This is a genomic window from Acinetobacter sp. CIP 102529, assembly GCF_000368325.1.
Classification (GTDB): Bacteria; Pseudomonadota; Gammaproteobacteria; order Pseudomonadales; family Moraxellaceae; genus Acinetobacter; species Acinetobacter parvus.
Genome location: NZ_KB849355.1, coordinates 318,459 through 339,261, shown reverse-complemented (window position 1 = coordinate 339,261; position 20,803 = coordinate 318,459). Strand labels below are relative to the sequence as shown.

25 protein-coding genes and 1 pseudogene are annotated in these 20,803 nt (G+C 41.6%); 20 read left to right on the top strand and 6 right to left on the bottom strand.

All coding sequences use genetic code 11. The features are described from left to right. Nucleotides 1–161: 161 nt before the first annotated feature. From moaA to lpxB, 9 genes are all read left to right on the top strand, one after another. A complete protein-coding gene (gene moaA, locus F972_RS06695; protein ID WP_004682007.1) occupies nucleotides 162–1,220 on the top strand; it encodes a GTP 3',8-cyclase MoaA in 1,059 nt (352 codons plus the stop codon). Nucleotide 1,221: 1 nt separating this feature from the next. Next, a complete protein-coding gene (locus tag F972_RS06690) occupies nucleotides 1,222–1,488 on the top strand; it encodes a MoaD/ThiS family protein (RefSeq protein WP_004682006.1) in 267 nt (88 codons plus the stop codon). 1 nt (nucleotide 1,489) lies between these two features. Continuing rightward, entirely contained in the window at nucleotides 1,490–2,056 is a 567-nt protein-coding gene (locus F972_RS06685; RefSeq protein ID WP_004682003.1) for a molybdenum cofactor biosynthesis protein MoaE, read from the top strand. A 45-nt stretch (nucleotides 2,057–2,101) separates the two neighbouring features. Beyond that, nucleotides 2,102–3,025 carry a bifunctional molybdenum cofactor biosynthesis protein MoaC/MoaB gene (gene moaCB, locus F972_RS06680; RefSeq protein WP_004682001.1) on the top strand — a complete coding sequence of 308 codons (924 nt, stop codon included), beginning with the start codon at nucleotides 2,102–2,104 and terminating at the stop codon, nucleotides 3,023–3,025. Next, nucleotides 3,022–4,269 carry a molybdopterin molybdotransferase MoeA gene (locus F972_RS06675; RefSeq protein WP_004681999.1) on the top strand — a complete coding sequence of 416 codons (1,248 nt, stop codon included), beginning with the start codon at nucleotides 3,022–3,024 and terminating at the stop codon, nucleotides 4,267–4,269. The genes moaCB and F972_RS06675 overlap by 4 nt, the downstream gene beginning before the upstream one ends. A gap of 14 nt (nucleotides 4,270–4,283) precedes the next feature. Continuing rightward, the gene (modA, locus tag F972_RS06670; RefSeq protein WP_004681998.1) at nucleotides 4,284–5,039 is read left to right on the top strand and encodes a molybdate ABC transporter substrate-binding protein; all 756 of its coding nucleotides are present in this window, start codon (nucleotides 4,284–4,286) and stop codon (nucleotides 5,037–5,039) included. 12 nt (nucleotides 5,040–5,051) lie between these two features. Then, on the top strand, nucleotides 5,052–5,738 hold the full coding sequence (gene modB, locus F972_RS06665) for a molybdate ABC transporter permease subunit (protein ID WP_004681997.1): 687 nt from the start codon (nucleotides 5,052–5,054) through the stop codon (nucleotides 5,736–5,738). After that, a complete protein-coding gene (locus F972_RS06660; RefSeq protein ID WP_004681995.1) occupies nucleotides 5,738–6,424 on the top strand; it encodes an ATP-binding cassette domain-containing protein in 687 nt (228 codons plus the stop codon). The genes modB and F972_RS06660 overlap by 1 nt, the downstream gene beginning before the upstream one ends. A 377-nt stretch (nucleotides 6,425–6,801) precedes the next feature. Further along, nucleotides 6,802–7,986: a lipid-A-disaccharide synthase gene (gene lpxB / locus F972_RS06655; protein ID WP_004681993.1), complete on the top strand. Its 1,185-nt coding sequence runs from the start codon at nucleotides 6,802–6,804 to the stop codon at nucleotides 7,984–7,986. 29 nt (nucleotides 7,987–8,015) lie between these two features. Here the strand turns inward: lpxB and F972_RS06650 are convergent, their stop codons facing one another. Continuing rightward, nucleotides 8,016–8,885, bottom strand: coding sequence for a DUF2797 domain-containing protein (locus F972_RS06650; protein ID WP_004681992.1), 870 nt, complete (start codon nucleotides 8,883–8,885; stop codon nucleotides 8,016–8,018). Nucleotides 8,886–8,915: 30 nt separating this feature from the next. Between F972_RS06650 and F972_RS06645 the strand changes: the two genes are divergently transcribed. Together F972_RS06645 and F972_RS06640 are read left to right on the top strand one after the other, a co-directional pair. Then, nucleotides 8,916–9,377 (top strand): DUF6231 family protein, encoded by a 462-nt coding sequence (locus F972_RS06645; protein ID WP_004681990.1) that lies wholly within the window; start codon nucleotides 8,916–8,918, stop codon nucleotides 9,375–9,377. Between the two features lie 165 nt (nucleotides 9,378–9,542). Further along, on the top strand, nucleotides 9,543–10,163 hold the full coding sequence (locus tag F972_RS06640) for a YidB family protein (RefSeq protein ID WP_004681988.1): 621 nt from the start codon (nucleotides 9,543–9,545) through the stop codon (nucleotides 10,161–10,163). Between the two features lie 61 nt (nucleotides 10,164–10,224). Here the strand turns inward: F972_RS06640 and F972_RS06635 are convergent, their stop codons facing one another. The 3 genes from F972_RS06635 to F972_RS06625 all read right to left on the bottom strand — a co-directional run bounded on the left by F972_RS06635 (nucleotide 10,225) and on the right by F972_RS06625 (nucleotide 12,409). Continuing rightward, nucleotides 10,225–11,391 carry a porin gene (locus F972_RS06635; RefSeq protein ID WP_004681987.1) on the bottom strand — a complete coding sequence of 389 codons (1,167 nt, stop codon included), beginning with the start codon at nucleotides 11,389–11,391 and terminating at the stop codon, nucleotides 10,225–10,227. Nucleotides 11,392–11,644: 253 nt separating this feature from the next. Beyond that, the gene (locus tag F972_RS06630) at nucleotides 11,645–12,058 is read right to left on the bottom strand and encodes an HIT family protein (RefSeq protein ID WP_004681986.1); all 414 of its coding nucleotides are present in this window, start codon (nucleotides 12,056–12,058) and stop codon (nucleotides 11,645–11,647) included. An 81-nt stretch (nucleotides 12,059–12,139) separates the two neighbouring features. After that, nucleotides 12,140–12,409 (bottom strand): YARHG domain-containing protein, encoded by a 270-nt coding sequence (locus F972_RS06625; RefSeq protein ID WP_004677435.1) that lies wholly within the window; start codon nucleotides 12,407–12,409, stop codon nucleotides 12,140–12,142. Nucleotides 12,410–12,800: 391 nt separating this feature from the next. Between F972_RS06625 and F972_RS06620 the strand changes: the two genes are divergently transcribed. Continuing rightward, nucleotides 12,801–13,001: a hypothetical protein gene (locus F972_RS06620; RefSeq protein ID WP_004681984.1), complete on the top strand. Its 201-nt coding sequence runs from the start codon at nucleotides 12,801–12,803 to the stop codon at nucleotides 12,999–13,001. A 79-nt stretch (nucleotides 13,002–13,080) separates the two neighbouring features. On the opposite strand, the gene F972_RS06615 is transcribed toward F972_RS06620, so the two are convergent. Both F972_RS06615 and F972_RS06610 read right to left on the bottom strand, forming a co-directional pair. Continuing rightward, nucleotides 13,081–13,953: an NAD(P)-dependent oxidoreductase gene (locus tag F972_RS06615; RefSeq protein WP_004681983.1), complete on the bottom strand. Its 873-nt coding sequence runs from the start codon at nucleotides 13,951–13,953 to the stop codon at nucleotides 13,081–13,083. A 3-nt stretch (nucleotides 13,954–13,956) separates the two neighbouring features. Beyond that, nucleotides 13,957–15,042, bottom strand: coding sequence for an alpha/beta fold hydrolase (locus F972_RS06610; RefSeq protein ID WP_004681981.1), 1,086 nt, complete (start codon nucleotides 15,040–15,042; stop codon nucleotides 13,957–13,959). Between the two features lie 135 nt (nucleotides 15,043–15,177). Here F972_RS06610 and F972_RS06605 point away from each other — a divergent pair, with 135 nt between their 5' ends. The 8 genes and pseudogenes from F972_RS06605 (at nucleotide 15,178) to F972_RS06570 (ending at nucleotide 20,802) form a co-directional block, all read left to right on the top strand. Continuing rightward, on the top strand, nucleotides 15,178–16,365 hold the full coding sequence (locus tag F972_RS06605) for an O-succinylhomoserine sulfhydrylase (protein ID WP_004681980.1): 1,188 nt from the start codon (nucleotides 15,178–15,180) through the stop codon (nucleotides 16,363–16,365). A gap of 11 nt (nucleotides 16,366–16,376) precedes the next feature. Further along, a complete protein-coding gene (locus F972_RS06600) occupies nucleotides 16,377–16,706 on the top strand; it encodes a YbaB/EbfC family nucleoid-associated protein (RefSeq protein ID WP_004677441.1) in 330 nt (109 codons plus the stop codon). Between the two features lie 67 nt (nucleotides 16,707–16,773). Beyond that, on the top strand, nucleotides 16,774–17,370 hold the full coding sequence (gene recR, locus F972_RS06595; RefSeq protein WP_004677443.1) for a recombination mediator RecR: 597 nt from the start codon (nucleotides 16,774–16,776) through the stop codon (nucleotides 17,368–17,370). A 293-nt stretch (nucleotides 17,371–17,663) separates the two neighbouring features. After that, a pseudogene (locus F972_RS06590) lies at nucleotides 17,664–18,491 on the top strand (ribonuclease D); the annotation flags it as partial. A 326-nt stretch (nucleotides 18,492–18,817) separates the two neighbouring features. Beyond that, nucleotides 18,818–19,132: a ribonuclease D gene (locus F972_RS06585; protein WP_004769330.1), complete on the top strand. Its 315-nt coding sequence runs from the start codon at nucleotides 18,818–18,820 to the stop codon at nucleotides 19,130–19,132. A 91-nt stretch (nucleotides 19,133–19,223) separates the two neighbouring features. Further along, nucleotides 19,224–19,529: a YcgL domain-containing protein gene (locus tag F972_RS06580; protein ID WP_004681976.1), complete on the top strand. Its 306-nt coding sequence runs from the start codon at nucleotides 19,224–19,226 to the stop codon at nucleotides 19,527–19,529. Beyond that, on the top strand, nucleotides 19,522–19,908 hold the full coding sequence (locus F972_RS06575; RefSeq protein ID WP_004677448.1) for a hypothetical protein: 387 nt from the start codon (nucleotides 19,522–19,524) through the stop codon (nucleotides 19,906–19,908). Before F972_RS06580 ends, F972_RS06575 begins: the two co-directional genes overlap by 8 nt. Nucleotides 19,909–19,950: 42 nt before the next feature. Beyond that, entirely contained in the window at nucleotides 19,951–20,802 is an 852-nt protein-coding gene (locus F972_RS06570) for an AAA family ATPase (RefSeq protein ID WP_004769328.1), read from the top strand. The last annotated feature ends 1 nt before the right edge of the window (nucleotide 20,803 follow it).

Sequence of the window (20,803 nt, the reverse complement as noted above, 5' to 3'; positions counted from 1 at the left end):
CTCCAATAAATCGCACTCAAATATTAAAAAGCCGCAATTTCTGCGCAAAGTTGGAACACTTATTGCATTTCAACACTAGAGCAATAGTAATTTAATAGGGCATCGGTCAGCAAAAATTTGGCTAGAAACAAAGTTGATGATCGACCCTGATGGAATAAGCAATGAATCACAGCAACTCTTTACAGCAGGCTGAGGCCTCAGTATTTCGGGATCAGTTTGGACGTAATAAGCGTAAGCTCCGTATCTCTGTGACGGATCGCTGTAATTTTAAATGTGTTTATTGCATGCCAGAACATCCGGAATGGATGAAAAAACACAATTTACTCAGCTTTGAAGAACTCTACCATTTTTGTGAATTCATGGTTCGCCGTGGTATTGAACAGATCCGGATTACTGGTGGCGAACCTTTAATGCGCCAAGGTGTGGTGCATTTTATTGCCGAATTACAACAACTAAAAAAAAGCGGCCTGAAACGTATTTCAATGACTACGAATGGTCATTATCTCAAACAATATGCAACAGAATTAAAGCAGGCCGGACTAGATGACCTGAATATCAGTCTGGATAGTCTGGATGCAGAGCAATTTGAACAATTAACTGGAAAAAAACTGCAACCCGTATTAGAAGGCATCCAAGCAGCCCAACAGGCTGGCTTTCAAATCAAAATTAATACGGTGCTGATCAAAGGCATCAATGATGACCAGATTCTGTCTTTGGCACACTGGGCTAAACGCGAACAAGTTGAATTGCGTTTTATCGAGTATATGCCACTCGATGGCGACCAGAACTGGTCACGTGATCATGTGGTTAGCGAGCAGGACATTCTGGATCACCTGGCACAAGCATTTGAAGTAAAGATCAGACAAGATCAGGGGGCTAATCCAGCACGAAGCTATTACATTGAAGGTATGTCGATCGGCATTATTTCAACGATTACCAATTCATTCTGTGGTAACTGTGACCGTTTACGACTGAATGCTCAAGGTGAATTATTTAACTGCTTATTCTCAACTCAAGGTCTAAAACTCAAAAACAGTATTCAACAGTTAAGACAGCACCTAGCATCAGCTGAATACATGCTGCAACAACAGCTGCAACCCTATATCTGGAATAAAGCTGCTGGCTTTCATGCCATTCAGGCTCAGCAAAAACTGTTCAATCCATCCCATAAAACCCATTCAAATTTCCGAAAAATCAGTATGCATATGATAGGAGGCTAATATGACTACAAAACTTCAATCATCGATTATGATCAAAATCGAATCTTTCGGTGCGATCGAACGTCAGTTGCCTCAAGATTTAACTGTGCAATGTCAGATAGACAGTCTGGTTGCCGATGTACTCAATGAAGTCATTCATTCCTTTCCAGAGGCTTTCAGGTTGTTAGAGCGTTGTGCCTGTGCCATCGGTGAAGACATTATTTCTCGCCAGACCCGGTTAACCCAGGACAGTACTCTAGTGTTGCTGTCACCGGTCGCAGGAGGTTGAAATGCAACTAAAACAATTTACCCGTATTCAGGACACACCGCTGCAACAGGACGTATTTGATGGGATTCAATATTTTCCTGAATGTGGGGGAATCGGTATTTTTGTCGGAACAGTACGAAATCATCATGAAGGTAAAGCGGTTAAGGCACTGAAATATACCGCTTATGCACCTGTTGCTGAAAAGATGATTCGCCAGATCGAGCAGGAAATTCAGGCTGAATATGACGTGTCCTATGTCCGAGTTGTACATCGTATCGGTTCACTGGATATTGGTGATATCGCCATTATTGCCATGGCCTATGCATCACATCGTCGGGAAGCTTTTCAAGCCTGCGAAAAAGTCGTGGAACGAGTCAAGCATGAAGTACCGGTCTGGAAAGAAGAATTCTATATGGATGGCAGTAGCCAATATGTCGAAGGTTGCTGCATTCGTCGTGACCAGGGTTCAGATCATCACACTCATAGAAAGCATGTGCATACGCATAACTGTACTGATGCACATAAATCTGAAAAATTGCCTTTGAACCTGATCCAGCCAGATGTTCCTGTTTATCAATGGCCGCTATAAATTCAAGTTTGAGTAAAAAATGAAAAGATTCAAGAAGGATAAGCCATGAAAGATATCGGAATGAAACCAGAGAGTTACCGCACTGCTATTGCCACCGGAATTCTGCATGCGCCGCCACACTGCATTGAATTACTGCGTAATGGTAATACCGACAAAGGTGATGCGCTAAAAACCGCCCGGATCGCAGGGATTTTAGGCGCAAAACGTACTGATGAACTCATTCCTCTATGTCATCCACTGCCAATTTATCGGGCCGATGTGGAATATGAGCTTGAAGAAGCCCATGTAGTGATTACTGCGGTAGTGGAAACGATTGGTCCAACGGGTGTGGAAATGGAAGCACTGACAGCAGTCAGTCTGACAGGTTTGACCCTTTACGATATGCTGAAACCACATTGTGAGCCGGAAGAATTATGTCTGGATCAGGTTAAACTGGGGCAAAAAAAGGGAGGAAAATCACATTTCACCCGTGTTCTGAAAGAACCTTTAGCAGCCTCTGTCATTGTACTTTCTGATACCGTGGCATCTGGCAAGAAAGCCGACACAGCTGGGCAGAATGTGATGGAAATTCTGGAAGAAGCTAATTTTGGCTATATCCACTATCAGGTGATTTCGGACAGCCCTGAACAGCTAAAAGCTTTAATTGAACAGCAAAAAAATGAATATTCATTAATTCTGACAGTGGGTGGTACGGGACTTGGCCCTAAAGATCTGACAGTGGAAACTATTCAACCCTTACTAACCCGTGAAATTCCGGGACTGATGGAAGCTGCACGCAGTTTTGGTCAACGTCGTACACCTTACGCAGCACTGAGCCGCGGGGTCGCAGGTTATATTGAAAACAGTCTGATCCTTACCTTACCAGGTAGCCGCCAAGGGGCTAAAGAATCCTTAGTGGCGATTTTACCTGCACTCGTACATCTGTTTGATGTACAGAAAAATATTCCCCATGCAGGAGGTTATCAATGAACTCTGCTGTAACGACAGCACATTCCGCCTGTGGCAGTGAACTCGGCCTAATTTCTGTCGATCAGGCTCTGCAGATGATTCTAGATCATACTGATCATCTAGGCGTTGAAACACTGCCCTTAAGTCAGGCACTGAACCGTTTTGTAGCCGAAGATATTTACTCAAAAACTCAGCTGCCTATATTTTCGCAAAGTGCTGTAGACGGTTATGCCATCTGTATGGATACCGACATGCCAGCAGAAAGTAGTTTTGAGCTGATCGGGGAAATTCGTGCTGGACAGGGAGCTGATCTGATACTTGAACCAGGTCAGGCAGTACGCATCTTTACTGGTGCGAAAATTCCGTTGCAGACCACGACGGTGGCACGACAGGAAATTGTACAGCTCAGGGACTCGACCATTATCTTGACTGAAGCCTTGCGACTGGATGCTGATATTCGTCAAGCGGGTGAAGAAATTCGTATGGACCAATGTCTGGCTGTTCAGGGGCAGCAACTCAGTATTGGGACAATTGCAGCCTTAAGTATGGCAGGGATCCAGGAGGTTTCAGTTTATCGCTATCCTAAAATTGCAGTGGTGATTACTGGGGATGAAGTGGCTGACACTGTGGAAGACCTGAATTCCGGCAAAATTTTTGATGCCAATGCTCCTTTAATTCAAGCCTGGTTCCAGTCCAGAAACCAGCAGGTTGAGATCATGCATGTTGCCGATACCGAACAGGCGGTCAGCGCGCTATTTCAAAGGTTGAGAACCCAGTATGATCTGATTTTGACCACTGGTGGTGTATCGGTAGGAGATTATGATTTTGTCCGCCCGGTAGCACTGAAAATTGGTTTTGAACAGTTATTCTGGAAAGTCAAACAGAAACCTGGCAAGCCAATGTTCTTCGCCAAATCTGAGCGACCCGATCAAAATCCATGTTATTTACTCGGCCTGCCGGGTAATCCGGCTGCAGTCTATATAGCCATGCAGATCTATGTATCAACCTTAATCAGTACGGTACAAGGTCAAAAGCAATTACCGCAATGGTTTAGTGCAGTAATAAGTCATGACTTGAAAGTTGATAGCCGGGAACGTTTTTTGCGTATGGCATTAAGTTTTGACTCGGGAATGCTAAAGCTTTCCAGCTTGCCGAAGCAACAGTCACATATGCTGAGTAACCTGATGCAGGCCAATTGTATTGTCCGTATTCCGGCAGCGCAAAGCATCCAGGCTGGTCAGATCCTGCAAGGTCTGTTTATTTAAGGAATATGTCACCGATGAAAAAGGGATTGATCTTATTCAGTGCAGTTTTACTGTCCTGTTCAGTCCAGGCCGGAAGTACCGTCCGAGTTTATGCGGCCGCCAGTCTGAGCAATGCGGTGACGGAGATTGCCAGACGTTATGAAAAACAGTATCCCTCAATCAAAGTAGTGCTGGTCTTTGCAGCATCTTCATCGCTCGCCCGACAAATTGAAACTGGCGCACCGGCTGATATTTTTTTCTCTGCCGATCAGGACTGGATGAACTATCTGGTAAAAAAACAAAAAATAGCTAGATCTCAAGTAAAGCCCTTATTAACCAATGAACTGGTATTAATCATTCCTCTACAGCGTCAGCAAAGCTTTCAGGCCAGTTCTCAATTTAATTTTGCCCAGTCCTTTCAGGGGTATGTATGTACCGGACAAATGGAATCTGTGCCTGTCGGTAAATATGCCAAACAGAGTCTAACCAATCTGAAATGGTTAAAGGGTCTGCAAGGCCGCATTGTCGAAACAGATAGTGTTCGTTCGGCCTTGGCTTTTGTGGAACGTGGTGAATGTCAGGCTGGGATGGTGTATAAGACCGATGCGTTACAGAGTAAAAAAGTGAAAATTGCTGGGGTCTTTCCAGCTCATACGCATAGCCCGATTGTCTATCCAATTGCCTTGACTGAGCAGGGCAGTAAAAATGCCGATGCAGTCAATTTCATGCATTTTATGAGTCAGCATACCGAGGCGAAAAAGATTTATCAGCACTATGGTTTTAAACTCTAGGATGGTTCCAGTATGCTGACACCAGAGGAACTCAGTGCATTGTATCTGTCAGCAAAAGTTGCAGGTTTTGCCACAGCGATCAGTTTACCGTTTGCCATTTTATTGGCATGGATTCTGGCACGTTATGAGTTTCGCCTGAAATATGTGGTGGAAGCCCTCTTACACCTGCCGATGGTTTTACCACCTGTGGTATTGGGCTATTTATTATTGATCGTCTTTGGTGGCAATGGTTGGATTGGACAATGGTTGCAGCAGTGGGGCATTCAGCTGGCTTTTAACTGGAAAGGTGCAGTGCTGGCTGCCATGATTGTGGCTTTCCCCTTAATGGTGCAACCGATCCGGGTGTCATTTCAGATGATTAATCCGCAGCTGGAACAGGTAGCAAATTCTTTGAGTGTTCAGCCCTATAAAGTTTTTTGCAGTATCAGCTTACCGCTGGCGTTGCCTGGTATTCTGATTGGCGGTATTCTCTGTTTTAGCCGCAGTCTTGGCGAGTTTGGTGCCACCATCACCTTTGTTGGCAATATTCCTGACGAAACCCGCACTATTCCGATTGCGATCTATTCCCTATTACAGCAACCTGATGGCGAACAGATGGCTTTACGACTAATGCTTTTATCTTTAGGTCTGGCTTTTGCAGCATTATTGGCGAATTACTGGATTATGCAAAAATATCAGCAGAAAATTCAGGAGCGCTAATGCTGCAATGTGAGTTTCATTATCAAAAGGATGCCTTTAGTTTAGATGCAGCAGTCCAGATGCAGAATTCTGTCCTGGGAATTGTTGGACCTTCGGGAGTAGGCAAAACTACTTTTCTTAAATTACTCCTTGGACTCTATCAACCACGATCTGGCTATATTCATTTAAATAAACAGATCCTGACTGATACAAATCAGAAAATTCATATTCCAGTCCATCAGCGTAAAATCGCTTTGATATTTCAGCAGGCGATGCTGTTTCCACATATGAATGTTGAACAGAACCTGCTTTATGCCAAAAAATGGGGCAAATTGGAACAGGAGAAATTCCAATTAAAAGAGATTGCCGAATTACTGGAAATTGATCATCTATTGCAGCGTCGGGTTCAGCAATTATCGGGTGGGGAAGCACAGCGTATTTCGATCGGGCGGGCGCTGTTGTCCAGTCCTAAATTACTGCTCTTGGATGAGCCATTGACTGGCCTAGATACCAAACTGAAACAGCAGATCCTGCCATTTTTTACTCGCATCCGTGATGAAATACAGGTGCCGATGATTTATGTGACCCATCATCATGAAGAGCTGGAACAGCTGGATGCAGAAATTATTGAATTACAGGATCATCAGCTAAGTAATTCACCGATTTTGAGTTTGAAGCAATCTACTATGATAAGATTAATCCGTTAGGTCAGGTGGCCTAACTTAAATAAAAAAGTCTCCGACAAACCCGGTACGGTTCACCCAGTATGAATGTGAAAGCAAAAAGATAAAAAATACTGAGTCGATAGACAAAAGTTGGGGTGGTGGATTTAGCCATAAACAGTCATAAAACACTAAGCCGAGAAGAAATAAAAGATGAAAATGATTATTGTTAATAATATTATTTAAGTAAAGTTCAAGCAATTATTCCTTTATCGCAAATCCAGATGGTATAAGGATTATTTAATGCTATCTTAGATGAGACGCAATTTTTACTGCACATCAACAAATTAGATGATTTTTTATGATTCGGTGTAAAATCATTTTGTTAGAATACTTTTAAATACTGGCAAGGGGCTTAGGTCTTGTTAAAGCAAAAACTAAAAATTGGCATTGTTGTGGGTGAAGTCTCTGGAGACACTTTAGGGGCAAAGCTCATGCGTAGTTTTCGCGAACAAGGAATTGATGCTGAATTTGAGGGGATTGGTGGTCCACAAATGATTGCTGAGGGTTTCCATAGTTATTACCCAATGGAAATTCTATCCGTCATGGGGATTGTTGAAGTATTAAAGGACCTGAAAAAATTATTTGCAGTCCGCGATGGTCTGGTTGAGCGCTGGACTGAACATCCAGTCGATATTTTTATTGGGATTGATGCACCTGATTTTAATTTACGTTTATCTAAAAGCATCAAGGAAAACAGTCTACCCATTAAAACCGTTCAGTATGTCAGCCCATCGGTCTGGGCATGGCGGCAAGGACGGGTACATGGCATTAAACAAAGTATTGATTTAGTACTGTGCTTATTTCCCTTTGAAAAAACCTTTTATCAAAACTATGATGTCCCTGCGGCATTTGTCGGGCATCCACTGGCAAAGCAATTGCCCTTAAAAAATCCAATTACCGAAGCAAAACACCAGCTTGGACTGTCTGCCCATAAAACCCATATTGCTTTACTCCCTGGTAGCCGTCGGGGTGAAATCGAGCGTTTACTGCCTTTATTAATCGGTACAGCCGAAATTTTGCATAAGAAATATCCCGATCTTGAGTTTTTAATCCCTGCAATTAATGACGCACGTAAGCAGCAGATTGAGCAAGGAATTCAGAATATGGATACCGAACTAAAGGTAAAAATCCATATTCTGGAAAATACTGATGCAGAATCCAAAATTGGTCGTATGGTGATGAATGCCAGCGATATTGTGGCACTTGCCTCTGGTACGGCGACGCTTGAGGCCATGTTGTTGCATCGTCCAATGGTGACGTTCTATAAACTGAACTGGCTGACTTATATTATTGCCAAGTTTCTGGTTAAAATTCCTTATTACTCATTGCCGAATATTATTGCGGGCAAGAAAGTGATTGAGGAACTGATTCAGGCAGATGCCACACCACAGCATTTGGCAGCAGAAATTGAAAGATTGATGGATTACGAAACCGCACATATTCAAATGATGCAACACCTGAGTATGCATAAACAGTTAATCTCAGGAAATACCGAAGACCCCGTACAGGCAATTTTGAGTTGCTTAAAAACAGAAGAAGTATAGAAAAGGTGGCTTAAATGCCACCTTTTTATTTATGCACGTAGGATTAATTCATAACCCGTATATTTACGGATATTGATCACCCCAATATCCAGTAATAAATACTGACCTTTAATGCCCTGCAAGACACCACGAATTTTCGGTGTCTTGTCCAGATTCAACGATTTAATCTTTTCTGGATATTGCTCAACTGGATAAATAAATTCTCTGGGCAATTCATTTTCCAAAAATTCCAGATTTTCATCAAACTCAAGGTTTTGGCTAAATTCATCACGAATTGTTTGAATTTTAGGAGCAAATTCCTCAAGAATCTGATCGCGTTGTTCAATCAGGTTTAAAGGTTCAGCTTCACCTTTGAGTAATTTACGCCAATCTGTTTTATCGGCAATCTGAGTACCAATTAATGTTTCCAGATGACCAGATAAGCGGCGTGAACCTACTTTCAGGATGGGAAGCGCCTGCGTTGCGCCTTGGTCCAGCCAACGGGTTGGCATGTTCATAATACGGGTAATCCCGATTTTTAAAGCACTGGAATTGGCCAAATAAACAATATGCGGCTGGAAACAGACACTATGTGCAAACTCATCTTCACGGCATGTATCCAGATGGTAATGGCAGGTTTCGGGTTTCATAATACACAAATCACATTCCGCCTTGGTTTTAAAACATTTAAAACAATGACCCTGTGAATATGACTTTGGGGTTTTGGCACCGCATGAGGTACAGAAAATATTACCTGTCCATTCAATCTCCAACTCCTGCCCCAAGACAAAGGGTAGGTCGATTTCTGAACGATCCAGTATAAATTTATATTCAACATTTGCCTTGTGTATTGCCTGATCAGGTACACTATGCGTCTTGAGCGCTGCGTGCATTTTATGGCAAATGCCTTGTAGTTCCATCATCCTCTCTCTTTTCAACTTAGGTGGCTTATGGCTGGACAAAATGTCATCACTTCGATGCTAGACGATTTATCTAAGGAACAGCCCATTGCTACCGCACTGTGTATTGGTCAAAACATTGACCATCATGCTTCAATTCAATGGCATTATTTTAACGTAACTGACTTTTTAAATCTGCCATTTACACAGCGTTATGATTTAGGTTTTGTATTATTTGATACTGAAGAAATGCAGGACATCAATCAAACGCAAAAGGCACAGTTATTGGTGAAGTTGCGTGACCTCATGGCAAAACGAATTGTTGTGGTCAGTAAACTGGATGATGAAAAGTTATTGCGTTCACTGGGTTTTACCCAGCTCATTGACAAGACCACACATGATAGTAATTTTGCTTTATGGCAGTTTAATATCTTGACCTATAAGCATGTACCAGACTGGTTTAACTCCAAGTTCTGGGCCAATCCTGAAAACTGGAATAAATTCCGCTGGTAAATCTCAGCAATGATTTAATTTCTGTGGAACTTCAACCATTCAATAGGCAAGATTGGATAGAGATTTATCGCAAGCTCTTGCAAAATTTAACAATTCAATTTTGTTTTGTGTATTCAAAGCAGCGTATTCTTTTGGATAAATAATTCCAAAAGGAACATATAAGTCATGACAGATTTAACCAACATTGTTGAAATTTTAGCAAAACAGGCTTTAGGCGGTCAGCAGCAATCAGGTCAGGGTGGTGGTTTAGGCGGAATTTTAGGTTCGGTATTGGGACAGCTTGGTGGACAACAGCAACAAAATACCCAAAACCAGCAACAAGGTGGTCTAGGCGGAATTTTGGGTTCTGTACTGGGTCAATTAGGTGCTGGTAATACTTCAACACAAAGTAATGCAGCAGGTGGTAACACAGCACAAACATTGTTAATCGCCGTTTTGCCTTTAATTCTTGCATGGATTCAAAAACAGGGCGGTTTGCAAGGTGCATTGGATAAACTGAAAAATGCAGGTTTGGCAAATCAGGTACAAAGCTGGGTCGATCCACACCAGCAAAATGCACAGGATATTCCAGCACAAAATATTCAAAGCCTATTCGATGACCAGGATGTGGAGCAGGTTGCCCAGCAAACCCAAACACCAAAGTCAGCAATTTATGGCGCAATTGCTTCAGTCTTGCCCCAAGTGATTGATTCCTTAACTCCACAAGGTGGAAACACTAATCCACAGGAAGCCAACAATGATATTCAACAAGTTTTAAACTTGCTCAGTGGTTTCTTAAAGAAATAAAATGGATAAAACAAAAGGGCATATCGCCCTTTTGTTTCTTTATTTAGAACTGAACTTCAAATTAGAAGTTATATTCCATACCTAAACCAATATTGGTTTTCTTATCATCTTTAGTTAACCAGTCACGTTTTTGCTGAGCAACAATACCGTAGAAACGAGCTTGTTTGTTGATTTGGTAGTCAGCACCAAGACCATAAAGATCTTGTTTACGATCATCACGACCGTCTGATTCAGTCGTTGCAGAAATGTACTGTGCTTTTAACTTCACAGGTGTTGATGGAATTGCATACGCAGCCGTTACACCAAAAGCATTTTCTTTTAAGCCTTTAAATGAATTATTAGTGACTGTGTCTGGTTTCCCAGTTTCTTTAGTCGTTGTGATGACAGCCACAACATCATCTGTAGGCTTAGCTGTTTGCCATAATGCGCCAAATACCAAACCATCAACACCAATTGGGGTAAAGTCTAAAGAGCCTGTAACACGAACGGCATCAGCATAAACGCCAGTTAAGTTATGTGCACTAAATTTAGTTGCTACAGCACGGTTTGCAGCAACTGCCGCAGCTAAACCGACATCTTTATTTTCATACGTTAAAGATGCTGAAACACCATCACCAAAACCATCACGTGCATCTTTTAAACCATAGTTTGTAACTACAGTTGTTTCTTTAGTAACGCCAGCTGTTGAAGTTGTAGATGTTTTTGCAGTTGCAGATGTTGCTGCATTTTCACCTTGCTGGAACATGATGTTGAAAGCTAAGCCACCCAGTAATTTTTTATCAGTTTCAAAACCAATAACATTCTTTAGGCGATCTTCACCAGCTAAAACTGCTGTCATATCAAGTTCATTGTGATCGTTAAAAATATCTTGGTTATTACCAGCTGCAGTTTTGAAGTAAGAATCGTAATGACCAACTTTTAATGTTGCAACGCCGTTAGATTTAATACCGACAAAACGGTTACGCATACCTAAGTCTGTACCGTCGCCATCAGTATTGACTTGCCATTCAGCCAAGTAAACTGCTGAAAGACTATCAGTAAGTTTCTCTTCACCCTTTACACCAATACGCGAAGCGTTAGAATTTACTTTAGTTACGCTTTCGTCTTTAAAGCCATTTTTATCAATTTGATCCAAAGTCACATTGAGCTTACCATACAATGTTGGTGCTGCTTGCGCTGCATTCATGGCTAAAGTTGCTACAGTAGCAGCAAGAAGCAATTTTTTCATTGAGATTTCTCCAAAACACTTTTTTGTAAATGGCAGTTGCCTTAGTTACGGTTATAAGCTTGCTTATGTACAAAAAGTTACACAGCTCACTGACTTGTATGCAGTATCGGTAAACTTTGTGACAGAGAAGTGAAAGGAAAATGACAATTTGATGACAGTTTATATTTGGTAATAATTCTATTTGTTATTGATTATTAAATAGTTATCAAATAAAAAAACGGAGTAACAACTCCGTTTACGAAAAAATTATCAGTTACAGGGCGGCCTTAATCTTTTCAGCAAGCGCCTTAATCTTCTCCTGATCACCCATTTGAGCCGCATGACGACCTAGATGATGAATTGAGCCTGGAATCAAATGAAAGTGTACATGCGGCACAGTTTGACCCGCAGCTTCGCCAGAAAGTTGCATCAGTACAATACCCTTAACATCCAATGCAGACTCAATCGCACGGGCAATCTTTTGAACGATCTGGATGGTATAGGCAGCCGCATCGGCAGGCAGGTCTAGCAATGTCACTGCTGGCGTTTTGGGAATAACCAAAGCATGACCATCTGCCTGAGGCATGATATCCATAAAGGCAAGAACCTGTTCATCTTCATAAATTTTAATCGCAGGCAATTCGCCACGAAGAATTCGGGCAAAAATATTTTGGTCATCGTAAGCCATGATGAGTCCCTTAATATAAATAATTCAAGTTTCCTCTCCTAAAAAAATAAAAAGGAGAGGACAAAATCTAATAATCAGTTTCTATTTACAGTCTAGCTCTTTTTGGCGAGCTTTAATCTCATCGAGACGTTGTTGCTCTTTGTCAGAAAACTTTGGTTTGGTGGTATGGCAGTTTTCATTGCCGTACTTGGCTTTAGCATCTGCATCCTTGAAACAGAAACCCTTAGACGCATAAATGAGGTTATAGTCATCCTGCAACTTTTTACAGTCTTGTTCTGGGGCTGCGGCTTGAACACTAAACCCTGTAAGGGTTATTAATCCAGCAAAAACCGCAACTGTAAACTTCTTCATGAGGTGATCCTCTAATTTAAAAGGTATAAACCAAAAGTCTTGTGGAATAGAAATATTCTACATGCTTTGGTCGCAACGTTAGTACTAATATAAGGCGTTTTAATGAAAATTCAATAGTGTATTTGAATATCTAATAAGCTTTACATTGTGGCGGTTTCTACTTTTACTTCACCAGATGGCAATGTAAAGATAACGATTGATACAGTTACCGCAGCAAGCGGTCATGGTTCATACGTGGTAAACCAGAGTAATGAGGAAGAAGCGTCCAGACTGCTTAATTTATTAATAGACTCATTCAAATAATTACAAAAATGATGACTGTTCACTGTTGAATCTGTCTGGCAATTATTTAAGCATGAAGTGACATAGCTTGATTAAGGAATAAAACAACATGATAGATCAGAATAAGCCTTTAAATTTTCAAGATGATGATGAACCTCTGGATTTTGAAGATGAGGAATTTATAGATGATAAGAAAGAGGATGAGTTATACAACAGCATTACCAAAGATGGTTCCAGTGTTGACCCAGCCGATGATGGTGAACGGCATATTCGCCCAAAAGATGGTGATCCAATAGAAATTGAGGAATAAACAAGACCCGCTTTATTAAGCGGGCTTTTTTAGACTGGTATCTTAATTAGATATAAAATATTGTTTTTAAATGGTAATTCTATTCCAGTGTAATTTTACTCCATGATTCATACAGTTTAACTGCTGCGGAGAAATCACTATTCGCTTCGGCAGTTAAACTTGCAGCCTGAATCAAGCTTTGGGTCAGGGCAAGTATAGGCGCTGGAAGTTTCGCGTTATGTACTAAATCTAGCGCAATTCCTGTATCTTTTGCCAATAAAGGCAAGGCAAAGGTGCAGGGAAACTCACGACTCAGTACGCGTTGAGGAAAAATATTTTCAGTGACTAGACTTTTGCCACTGGAAGCATTAATACAGTTGAGTGCCGCGTCCAGATTGACACCATGTGCCTTTAATGTGGTAAATCCCTCGGCAACTGACCATAAATTGACGGCAAGCAACATATTGTTGATGGCTTTTACTGCAAAGCCTGCACCTGAATCACCGACATGCTGAATCAATTTTCCAACGGCTGCCATCGCAGAATAAGTACGCTCAAAAGCACTAACATCGCCACCTACCATTACGGTTAAAGTCGCATTTTCTGCACCGATGGTTTGTCCACTCACAGGTGCATCGAGAAAATCGACGTTCTGTACTTTTAGCTTTTCGGCCAGACGGCGAGCTGTCTCGGGCACACCACTGGTACAGTCAATCCAGATTGCACCTGATTTAATATTCACACCATCAATCAAGGCTTCAACATCTGCACTTGTTGGCAGGCATGAAAAGATAATATCTGCCTGTACTGCCTGAGCCAGTTCAACCGCTATAGTTCCATATTCTGTTGCATGTTGTTGAGCTTTACTAAAGTTTCGATTCCAGACATAAACTTCCTCGAAATGCTTTGGTAGATGGGCTGCCATACGATAGCCCATAGCGCCTAAACCGATAAATGCAACAGATTGACTCATAGTTTACCTTTTGATAGGAGTTGATCGTTCGGCCAACCAGTTGGTCAGTGTTGGCCAGAACTCAATAGAACTGTTTTGACTGGACATTAAACCTAAATGTCCGCCAGGGATTAAAGTAAAGGTGACATCCTGACTGCTTGTCAACTGGGTCAGTGGAAAAGCGGCATCGGAAGTCACCAGTTGGTCACCTTTACCAGCACCTACCAATAAAGAACAATTGATGTTCTTCAGTTCAATCGTCTCATTCTTGAGTTTGATTGCGCCATGCTTCAATGGATTTTGTAGCCATACATTAAACAGCATGTCCTGATTGATACCACCTGGATAGTCAATCATGTTATTCAGGAAATGGCTCAGTGTGGCATTTTCCTGAACCAGCTTGAGATTATCCAGATTTTTGAGTAACTGGATATTGCCATCAATCCAGCCTTTTGGATCAAGTAGTTTAAACCCTAAAGAGTTTAGGAAGCCTGGTGAATGAATCATCAGCTTTGGCAAACGGTTATAGGCATAATCTTTAATGGTTGGGTTACGCGTCGTAATATATGCCAGTGTTTTGTATAGTTTGCCAATATAGCCTGAAGCATAACTGTCAATTGGGCTACCGAGTACGACCAAATTTTTAACTGGATTGGATGGATGGCGGGCTGTGTAAAGTGTGACAAAAATGCCAGCCATACTCCAGCCATGTAGAGAAATTTTTTCAGATTTAGAATGTTTCTGGATGGCTTCAATACAGCGTGGAATAAACTTATCAATAAATGACAAGAAATTAACCTGATAGTTTTTATAAGTGAGTTTGCCCCAGTCAATCAGGTACACATCAAAACCACTGTCCTGGAAATGTTTGACTAAAGAGCGATAGGGATATAGGTCATAAATATCCATATTAATCGCAAGCGGCGCAACAAAGACCAGTGGCTCTTTATAACGTTTGTTTTCTGAGCCATAAAAACGAACACGGGTTTGTTTAAACTCGGCAATCACTTGATAGGCGGTTGATTGAGACAGCACCAGCCGATCTGTGTCAAATACACGCATGGCTAAATGTTTAAAGTTTATTTTTTGTTGATCCATAAGCGATTTCATCTTTGAAAGTCTCATCATGAGTCAAGATTGCACGAAGTCTAAGCGATAATTTCATCTTACGCCTTGACCTTAAATACCCTGGACGCTCAAAATGTTGGCATATTGAAGCATGATGATCATAAGGCATACAAAACCATGAATCCAAGCGATGATTTAGAATATCAACTCGACACTCTGGCAATTCGCACAGGGCATGATCGCACCTTTGAGGGCGAACATAGTGAACCTATCTTTTTAACATCTTCTTTTGTTTGCGAAAGTGCAGCTGATGCTGCCGCAAAATTTTCTGGGCAAATCGTAGGTAATACCTATTCACGCTATACCAACCCAACAGTGCAAGCCTTTGAAAAACGTTTAGCTGTTCTGGATGGCGCAGAGCGTGCGGTAGCAACCAGTTCAGGGATGGCAGCAGTACATGCCATGTGTATGGCGTATTTAAAAGCGGGCGATCATGTGATTTGTTCACGCGCCGTTTTTGGTTCAATCATTGCCTTATTTGAAAAGTACGTTGCAAAATTTGCTGTTGAAGTGACTTTTGTTGATTTAGATGATCTTGAAGGCTGGAAACAGGCAATTCGTCCAAATACACGTATTCTCTTTATTGAAACACCCTCGAATCCTTTGGCACAGGTGGGCGATATGCAGGCAATTGCAAATATTGCCCACGCGCATGGTGCTTTATTTGCAGTGGATAACTGTTTCTGTACACCTGTGTTACAGCAGCCGATTAAGTTTGGTGCCGATTTGGTTCTTTATTCAGCAACTAAATATATTGATGGTCAGGGACGGGCTTTAGGTGGTGCAGTTGTTGGTAAGAACGATTTGGTTGAAGAAATTAACGGCGTTGTGCGTACCCTTGGTAATTCAATGAGTCCATTCAATGCATGGATTTTCCTAAAAGGCTTGGAAACGCTCAGTATCCGTATGAAAGCGCACTGTGAAAATGCACAAAAACTGGCTGAATGGTTGCATCAACATGACAAGGTTGAAAAAGTGTATTACGCAGGTTTGCCTGACCATCCTGGGCACGAGCTTGCTAAAAAACAGCAAAAAGGTTTTGGTGGTGTGGTTTCATTTGTTGTAAGAGGTGAGCGTCAAGGCGCATGGGCGGTGATTGACAACACGCGTTTCCTATCGATTACCAGTAATCTGGGCGATGTAAAATCAACAATTACCCATCCAGCAACCACCTCGCATGGTAGAATGTCTGCCGAAGCCAAACAAGCCGCAGGGATTGAAGAAGGATTGATCCGTGTATCTGTTGGCTTGGAAGATATTAATGATATTATTCGTGACTTATCACGCGGTTTAGATTTGATTTAAGAGAGAGACTTATGAATATTAATATGCTCATGCAGCAAGCCCAGCGCATGCAAAAGGATATGGAATCCAATATTAAGAAAGCCAAAGAAGAGCTTGCAAAAACCGAAGTTCACGCTGAGGCGGGCGGTGGTTTGGTTAAAGTGACCATGACCTGCCGCAATGTTGTAAAGCGTATCGAAATTAGTCCAGAGCTGTTACAGGACGAAGCGGACATGATCGAAGACTTGATCGCTGCTGCAATCAATGATGCGGTACGTCAGGCCGAAGTCATTTCTGAAGAAAAGCTTCAAGGTGCCAACTCAGGTATGGGCTTGCCACCAGGTTTATCTGGTTTATTCTAATTCAAGAAAATCTCCAGCCTTTTTATAAAAGACTGGAGAAGCTTTTGTAAAACAATCGAGTCTATTTGTGTTTAGTGAACGATTTGAACAATTGGTTCAGGCATTACGTATCTTACCCAGTGTTGGTCCAAAATCAGCACAGCGTATGGCATTGCATTTGCTGATGAAAAACCGTGAGGGTGCATTTGCTTTATCGCACGCCTTACATGAGGCATCAAGCCATATCCATGAGTGCCGCATTTGTCATTCCTTAACTGAAAACGAAATTTGTGACATTTGTGCCTCTGTGGAACGGGATGAACAACTTCTCTGTGTGGTTGAATCACCTGCGGATGTAATGGCAATTGAACAAAGCGGCAGTTTTCGTGGCAAGTACCATGTACTCGGTGGGCATTTGTCACCGTTGGATGGGATAGGCCCTGAGGAAATTGGAATTCCCTATCTGGTTCAACGCCTAAGTGAGGGGAAAATTGAAGAGGTGATTCTTGCCACCAATGCGACAGTTGAGGGGCAGGCAACGGCGCATTATCTGGTTGAGGCAACTAAACATTTGCCAATTCACATGACCCGAATTGCTCAAGGTGTACCTCAGGGTGGTGAACTTGAGTATGTGGATAGCCATACACTAAGTCAGGCTGTACATAACCGTATGAAGATGAAATAGGATGTTTATCCATTATTATTTTATCTACTTTAAATTTATGATGTTAATTTAAACAAATAATTAATTTTTTACATTTTGTCTAACATTATCGTTGATATATTTGCTGTAATTTGTGGCACTATGGACAGGCGAAAAGGATTTTCGTTTTTTGATGATATAGAAAAAGGAGTAATTTTATGTTTTGCATGTGGAATACTGATTAAATTTATTTTTGTATTTGATTTCGCTTGAGCAATGACTGCAATTTGGCAGTGCCATTGCTAATGGTTCTTTATTATTTTACTTGAGCAAATATGTTTCAGTTTATCCAGCAGCAACAAGATTTAGCTGTTCTCCTTACTCAAATGGAACAATGTTCCACCTATGCACTTGATACTGAGTTTATTAAGGTTGATACCTTATATCCAAAACTTGGGGTGTGCCAAATCAATCTGAATGGTCAGGTTTCCCTGTTGGATGGGACTGCACTGGATTTGGCACACTTCTGGCAAAAAATATTTGACGCACAACAGAACATTTTCCATGCCTGTGGTGAAGATATTGACCTGATTTATCACTATGCAGACCAGAAACCACTTGGCAATGTCTTTGATACTCAAGTGGCAATGGCTTTTTTGGGACATGGTCTACAAGTCAGCTACCAGAATGCCTTAAAAACTCGTTTGAATATTGATATAGAGAAAGACCAGACACGTTCAGACTGGTTGGCTCGACCGCTCACTCAGGAGCAAATGAGCTATGCAGCCAATGATGTTCTTTATTTAACCAAACTTGCTGATGCATTGAAGAATGACCTAAAAGTGAAAGGTCTCTATCAATATGTATTGGAGGATTGCCAAAATCTCACCAAAGAAATTGCACTGGAAACGCCACTTGCAGCGCTTTATACCGATATTGGTAATTACCGCCACTCACGTAGAGAGTTAATGCAGTTACAACAACTCAGTATCTGGCGGGAACAAATCACCAAGGCACTCAATCAACCACGCAGTTTTATCCTTAAAAATGCCACCATGATTGATTTGGTGGAGAAAAATCCACGTAATCATTTCCAGCTTGCTCAGGTGAAAGGCATACGTCCGAATATTGTGCGTGAACATGGTAAAACCATTTTAGATTTATCCGAATAGCCGTAAAACCTCGGGGTTTAGCCCGAGGATATAAGGCTGCAATCCGCTAGTCCCCCTTGTGGGGATTAGCTAGGATTGCTAAAAACATTTGAATCTAGTAATCCATGTGCTATGATAATTACGTTGTATATTTTTAGTCAGCAGACTGATACAACACGAAAAAAACAGTTTTCCCCATTGTAATCCGTGCACTCTTTGCAATCCGAAAGGTAGGACTACATTGGAATAAGAAGCAGAGAACTATAGTATCTGTTTCGTGGCAGGACATTGCCATCTAGCAGTAGGAATCCCCGTCCTTTAGGTCGGGGAGGATGTCAATGAAGTTTTTGCCCCCTGAAAATGAGTGGCCATTAAGAATGGCTCGGCCTGTAAAAAGTAATTCCAAGGAAGTGGTACCACAAATAGAGATTTTAATAGAGCGTGTGGTTCTTGAAACAGCCATTCCCAAAGAAGTCTTGCTACGGAAAAAATGGCTGAACGCGATTTATGAGCATGTGGTTTTTCATCTGGATGAGCAGGATTTACCCAACTATTTATTGGGCTGGCGTTATGAAATCTTAACCAGACCATTGATTGAACTGTTGCGGCAGGATATTGAATATTTGGGCACACAGATGAAGATTTCCCAGTAAACAAAACACGACTGCTGCGTTAACATTCCTTGATGTACCTGTTATTTTTTTCATGTATGCTGTTTTTGATTGATAAGAGTTGTGAGTAAATATGCACTGCGATATTTATAGATCGAGCAAAAAAGACGAAATGTATATGTATATTGCTCGTCCAAACTATCCTGATGACAAGGAACCAGAAAATCTGTTTGATGGTATTCCTGAAGCCGTGTTGCAAGCATTTGGCAAGGCGACTTTTGTCATGCATCTGGAGCTGCACAATGAGCGCAAGCTTGCCCGTGTGAACGTTCTTCATGTTTTGGACTCACTACACAGCAAGGGGTTTTTTATCCAGATGCCGCCTGAGGGATTAATTAATCCAAATGCGGTGGAACCAGAGGGTTTGCGCGGTGCTTGAAACTTTAACAGCGATCTGGTCCAACATCCTGTCAGTGCTGGATCAATTCCCTGAAGAGAATGTTGCGATCATTGTTTATGTGACAGGAACACTCATTGCATTATGGTGCTGGTATCGCCTGATGTCGCGTTTACCCAATCCAGTCGGTGGAATCCTATGGATTATTGTATTTGCCATTCTGGCAACACCTACGATTTCCGAGGGTCCAAACTCGGCATTAGCACCAGCAGTCTTTGGCCTGATTTTTGGTATATTGACCAAAGAGCATATTTTAATCTGGTCAAACCTGTCATTAATCCTGTTTGTCATTGGTGTAGGTCTACTGGTTGGATTTTGCTGGTCAAAGTATTCCGCAAATAAAACTGTACGTTCCGCTTAAATATTCACACTAAAGTAAAGATAGAAAAATAAGGTTGTTTAAATGTCTGCTGATACTCAACACTTCACTGGTACAGATCAATATATTGCAACTGAAAGCCTTAAACTTGCAGTAAAAGCTGCGCGTGCTTTGCAAAAACCACTTTTGGTCAAAGGTGAGCCAGGCACAGGTAAAACCTTGCTTGCAGAACAGGTGGCTGAAAGTCTGGGTTTAAAGCTGATTACCTGGCATATCAAGTCAACCACCAAAGCCCAGCAAGGCCTGTATGAATATGACGCTGTTTCACGTTTACGTGACAGTCAGTTGGGTGATGATCGTGTTTATGACATCAAGAACTATATTAAACCAGGTAAATTATGGGAAGCCTTTACCAGCGAAGAACGTTGTGTATTGCTGATTGATGAAATTGACAAGGCTGATATTGAGTTTCCAAATGACTTGCTACATGAACTCGATAAAATGTCGTTCTATGTCTATGAAACAGGTGAAACCATCACTGCGACCCAACGTCCAATTGTGATCATCACCTTAAATAATGAGAAAGAACTTCCAGACGCGTTTTTACGCCGTTGTTTCTTCCACTATATTGAGTTCCCAGATGAAGCCACCATGCGTGACATCATCGCGGTTCATTTCCCGAATATCGCAAATACTTTGGTCAGTGAAGCCCTACAGGTGTTCTTTAAGTTACGTGAAATTCCAAACTTGAAGAAACCCCCATCAACCTCTGAATTGATCGACTGGTTAAGTCTACTCATGGCAGATGATATGCCTGAGGATGTGTTGCGTAATCGCGATAAGTCAAAAGCGATTCCGCCGTTGTATGGCGCGTTAATCAAGAATGAACAAGATGTGCAACTGCTTGAACGTTTAGCATTTATGTCACGCCGCTAAG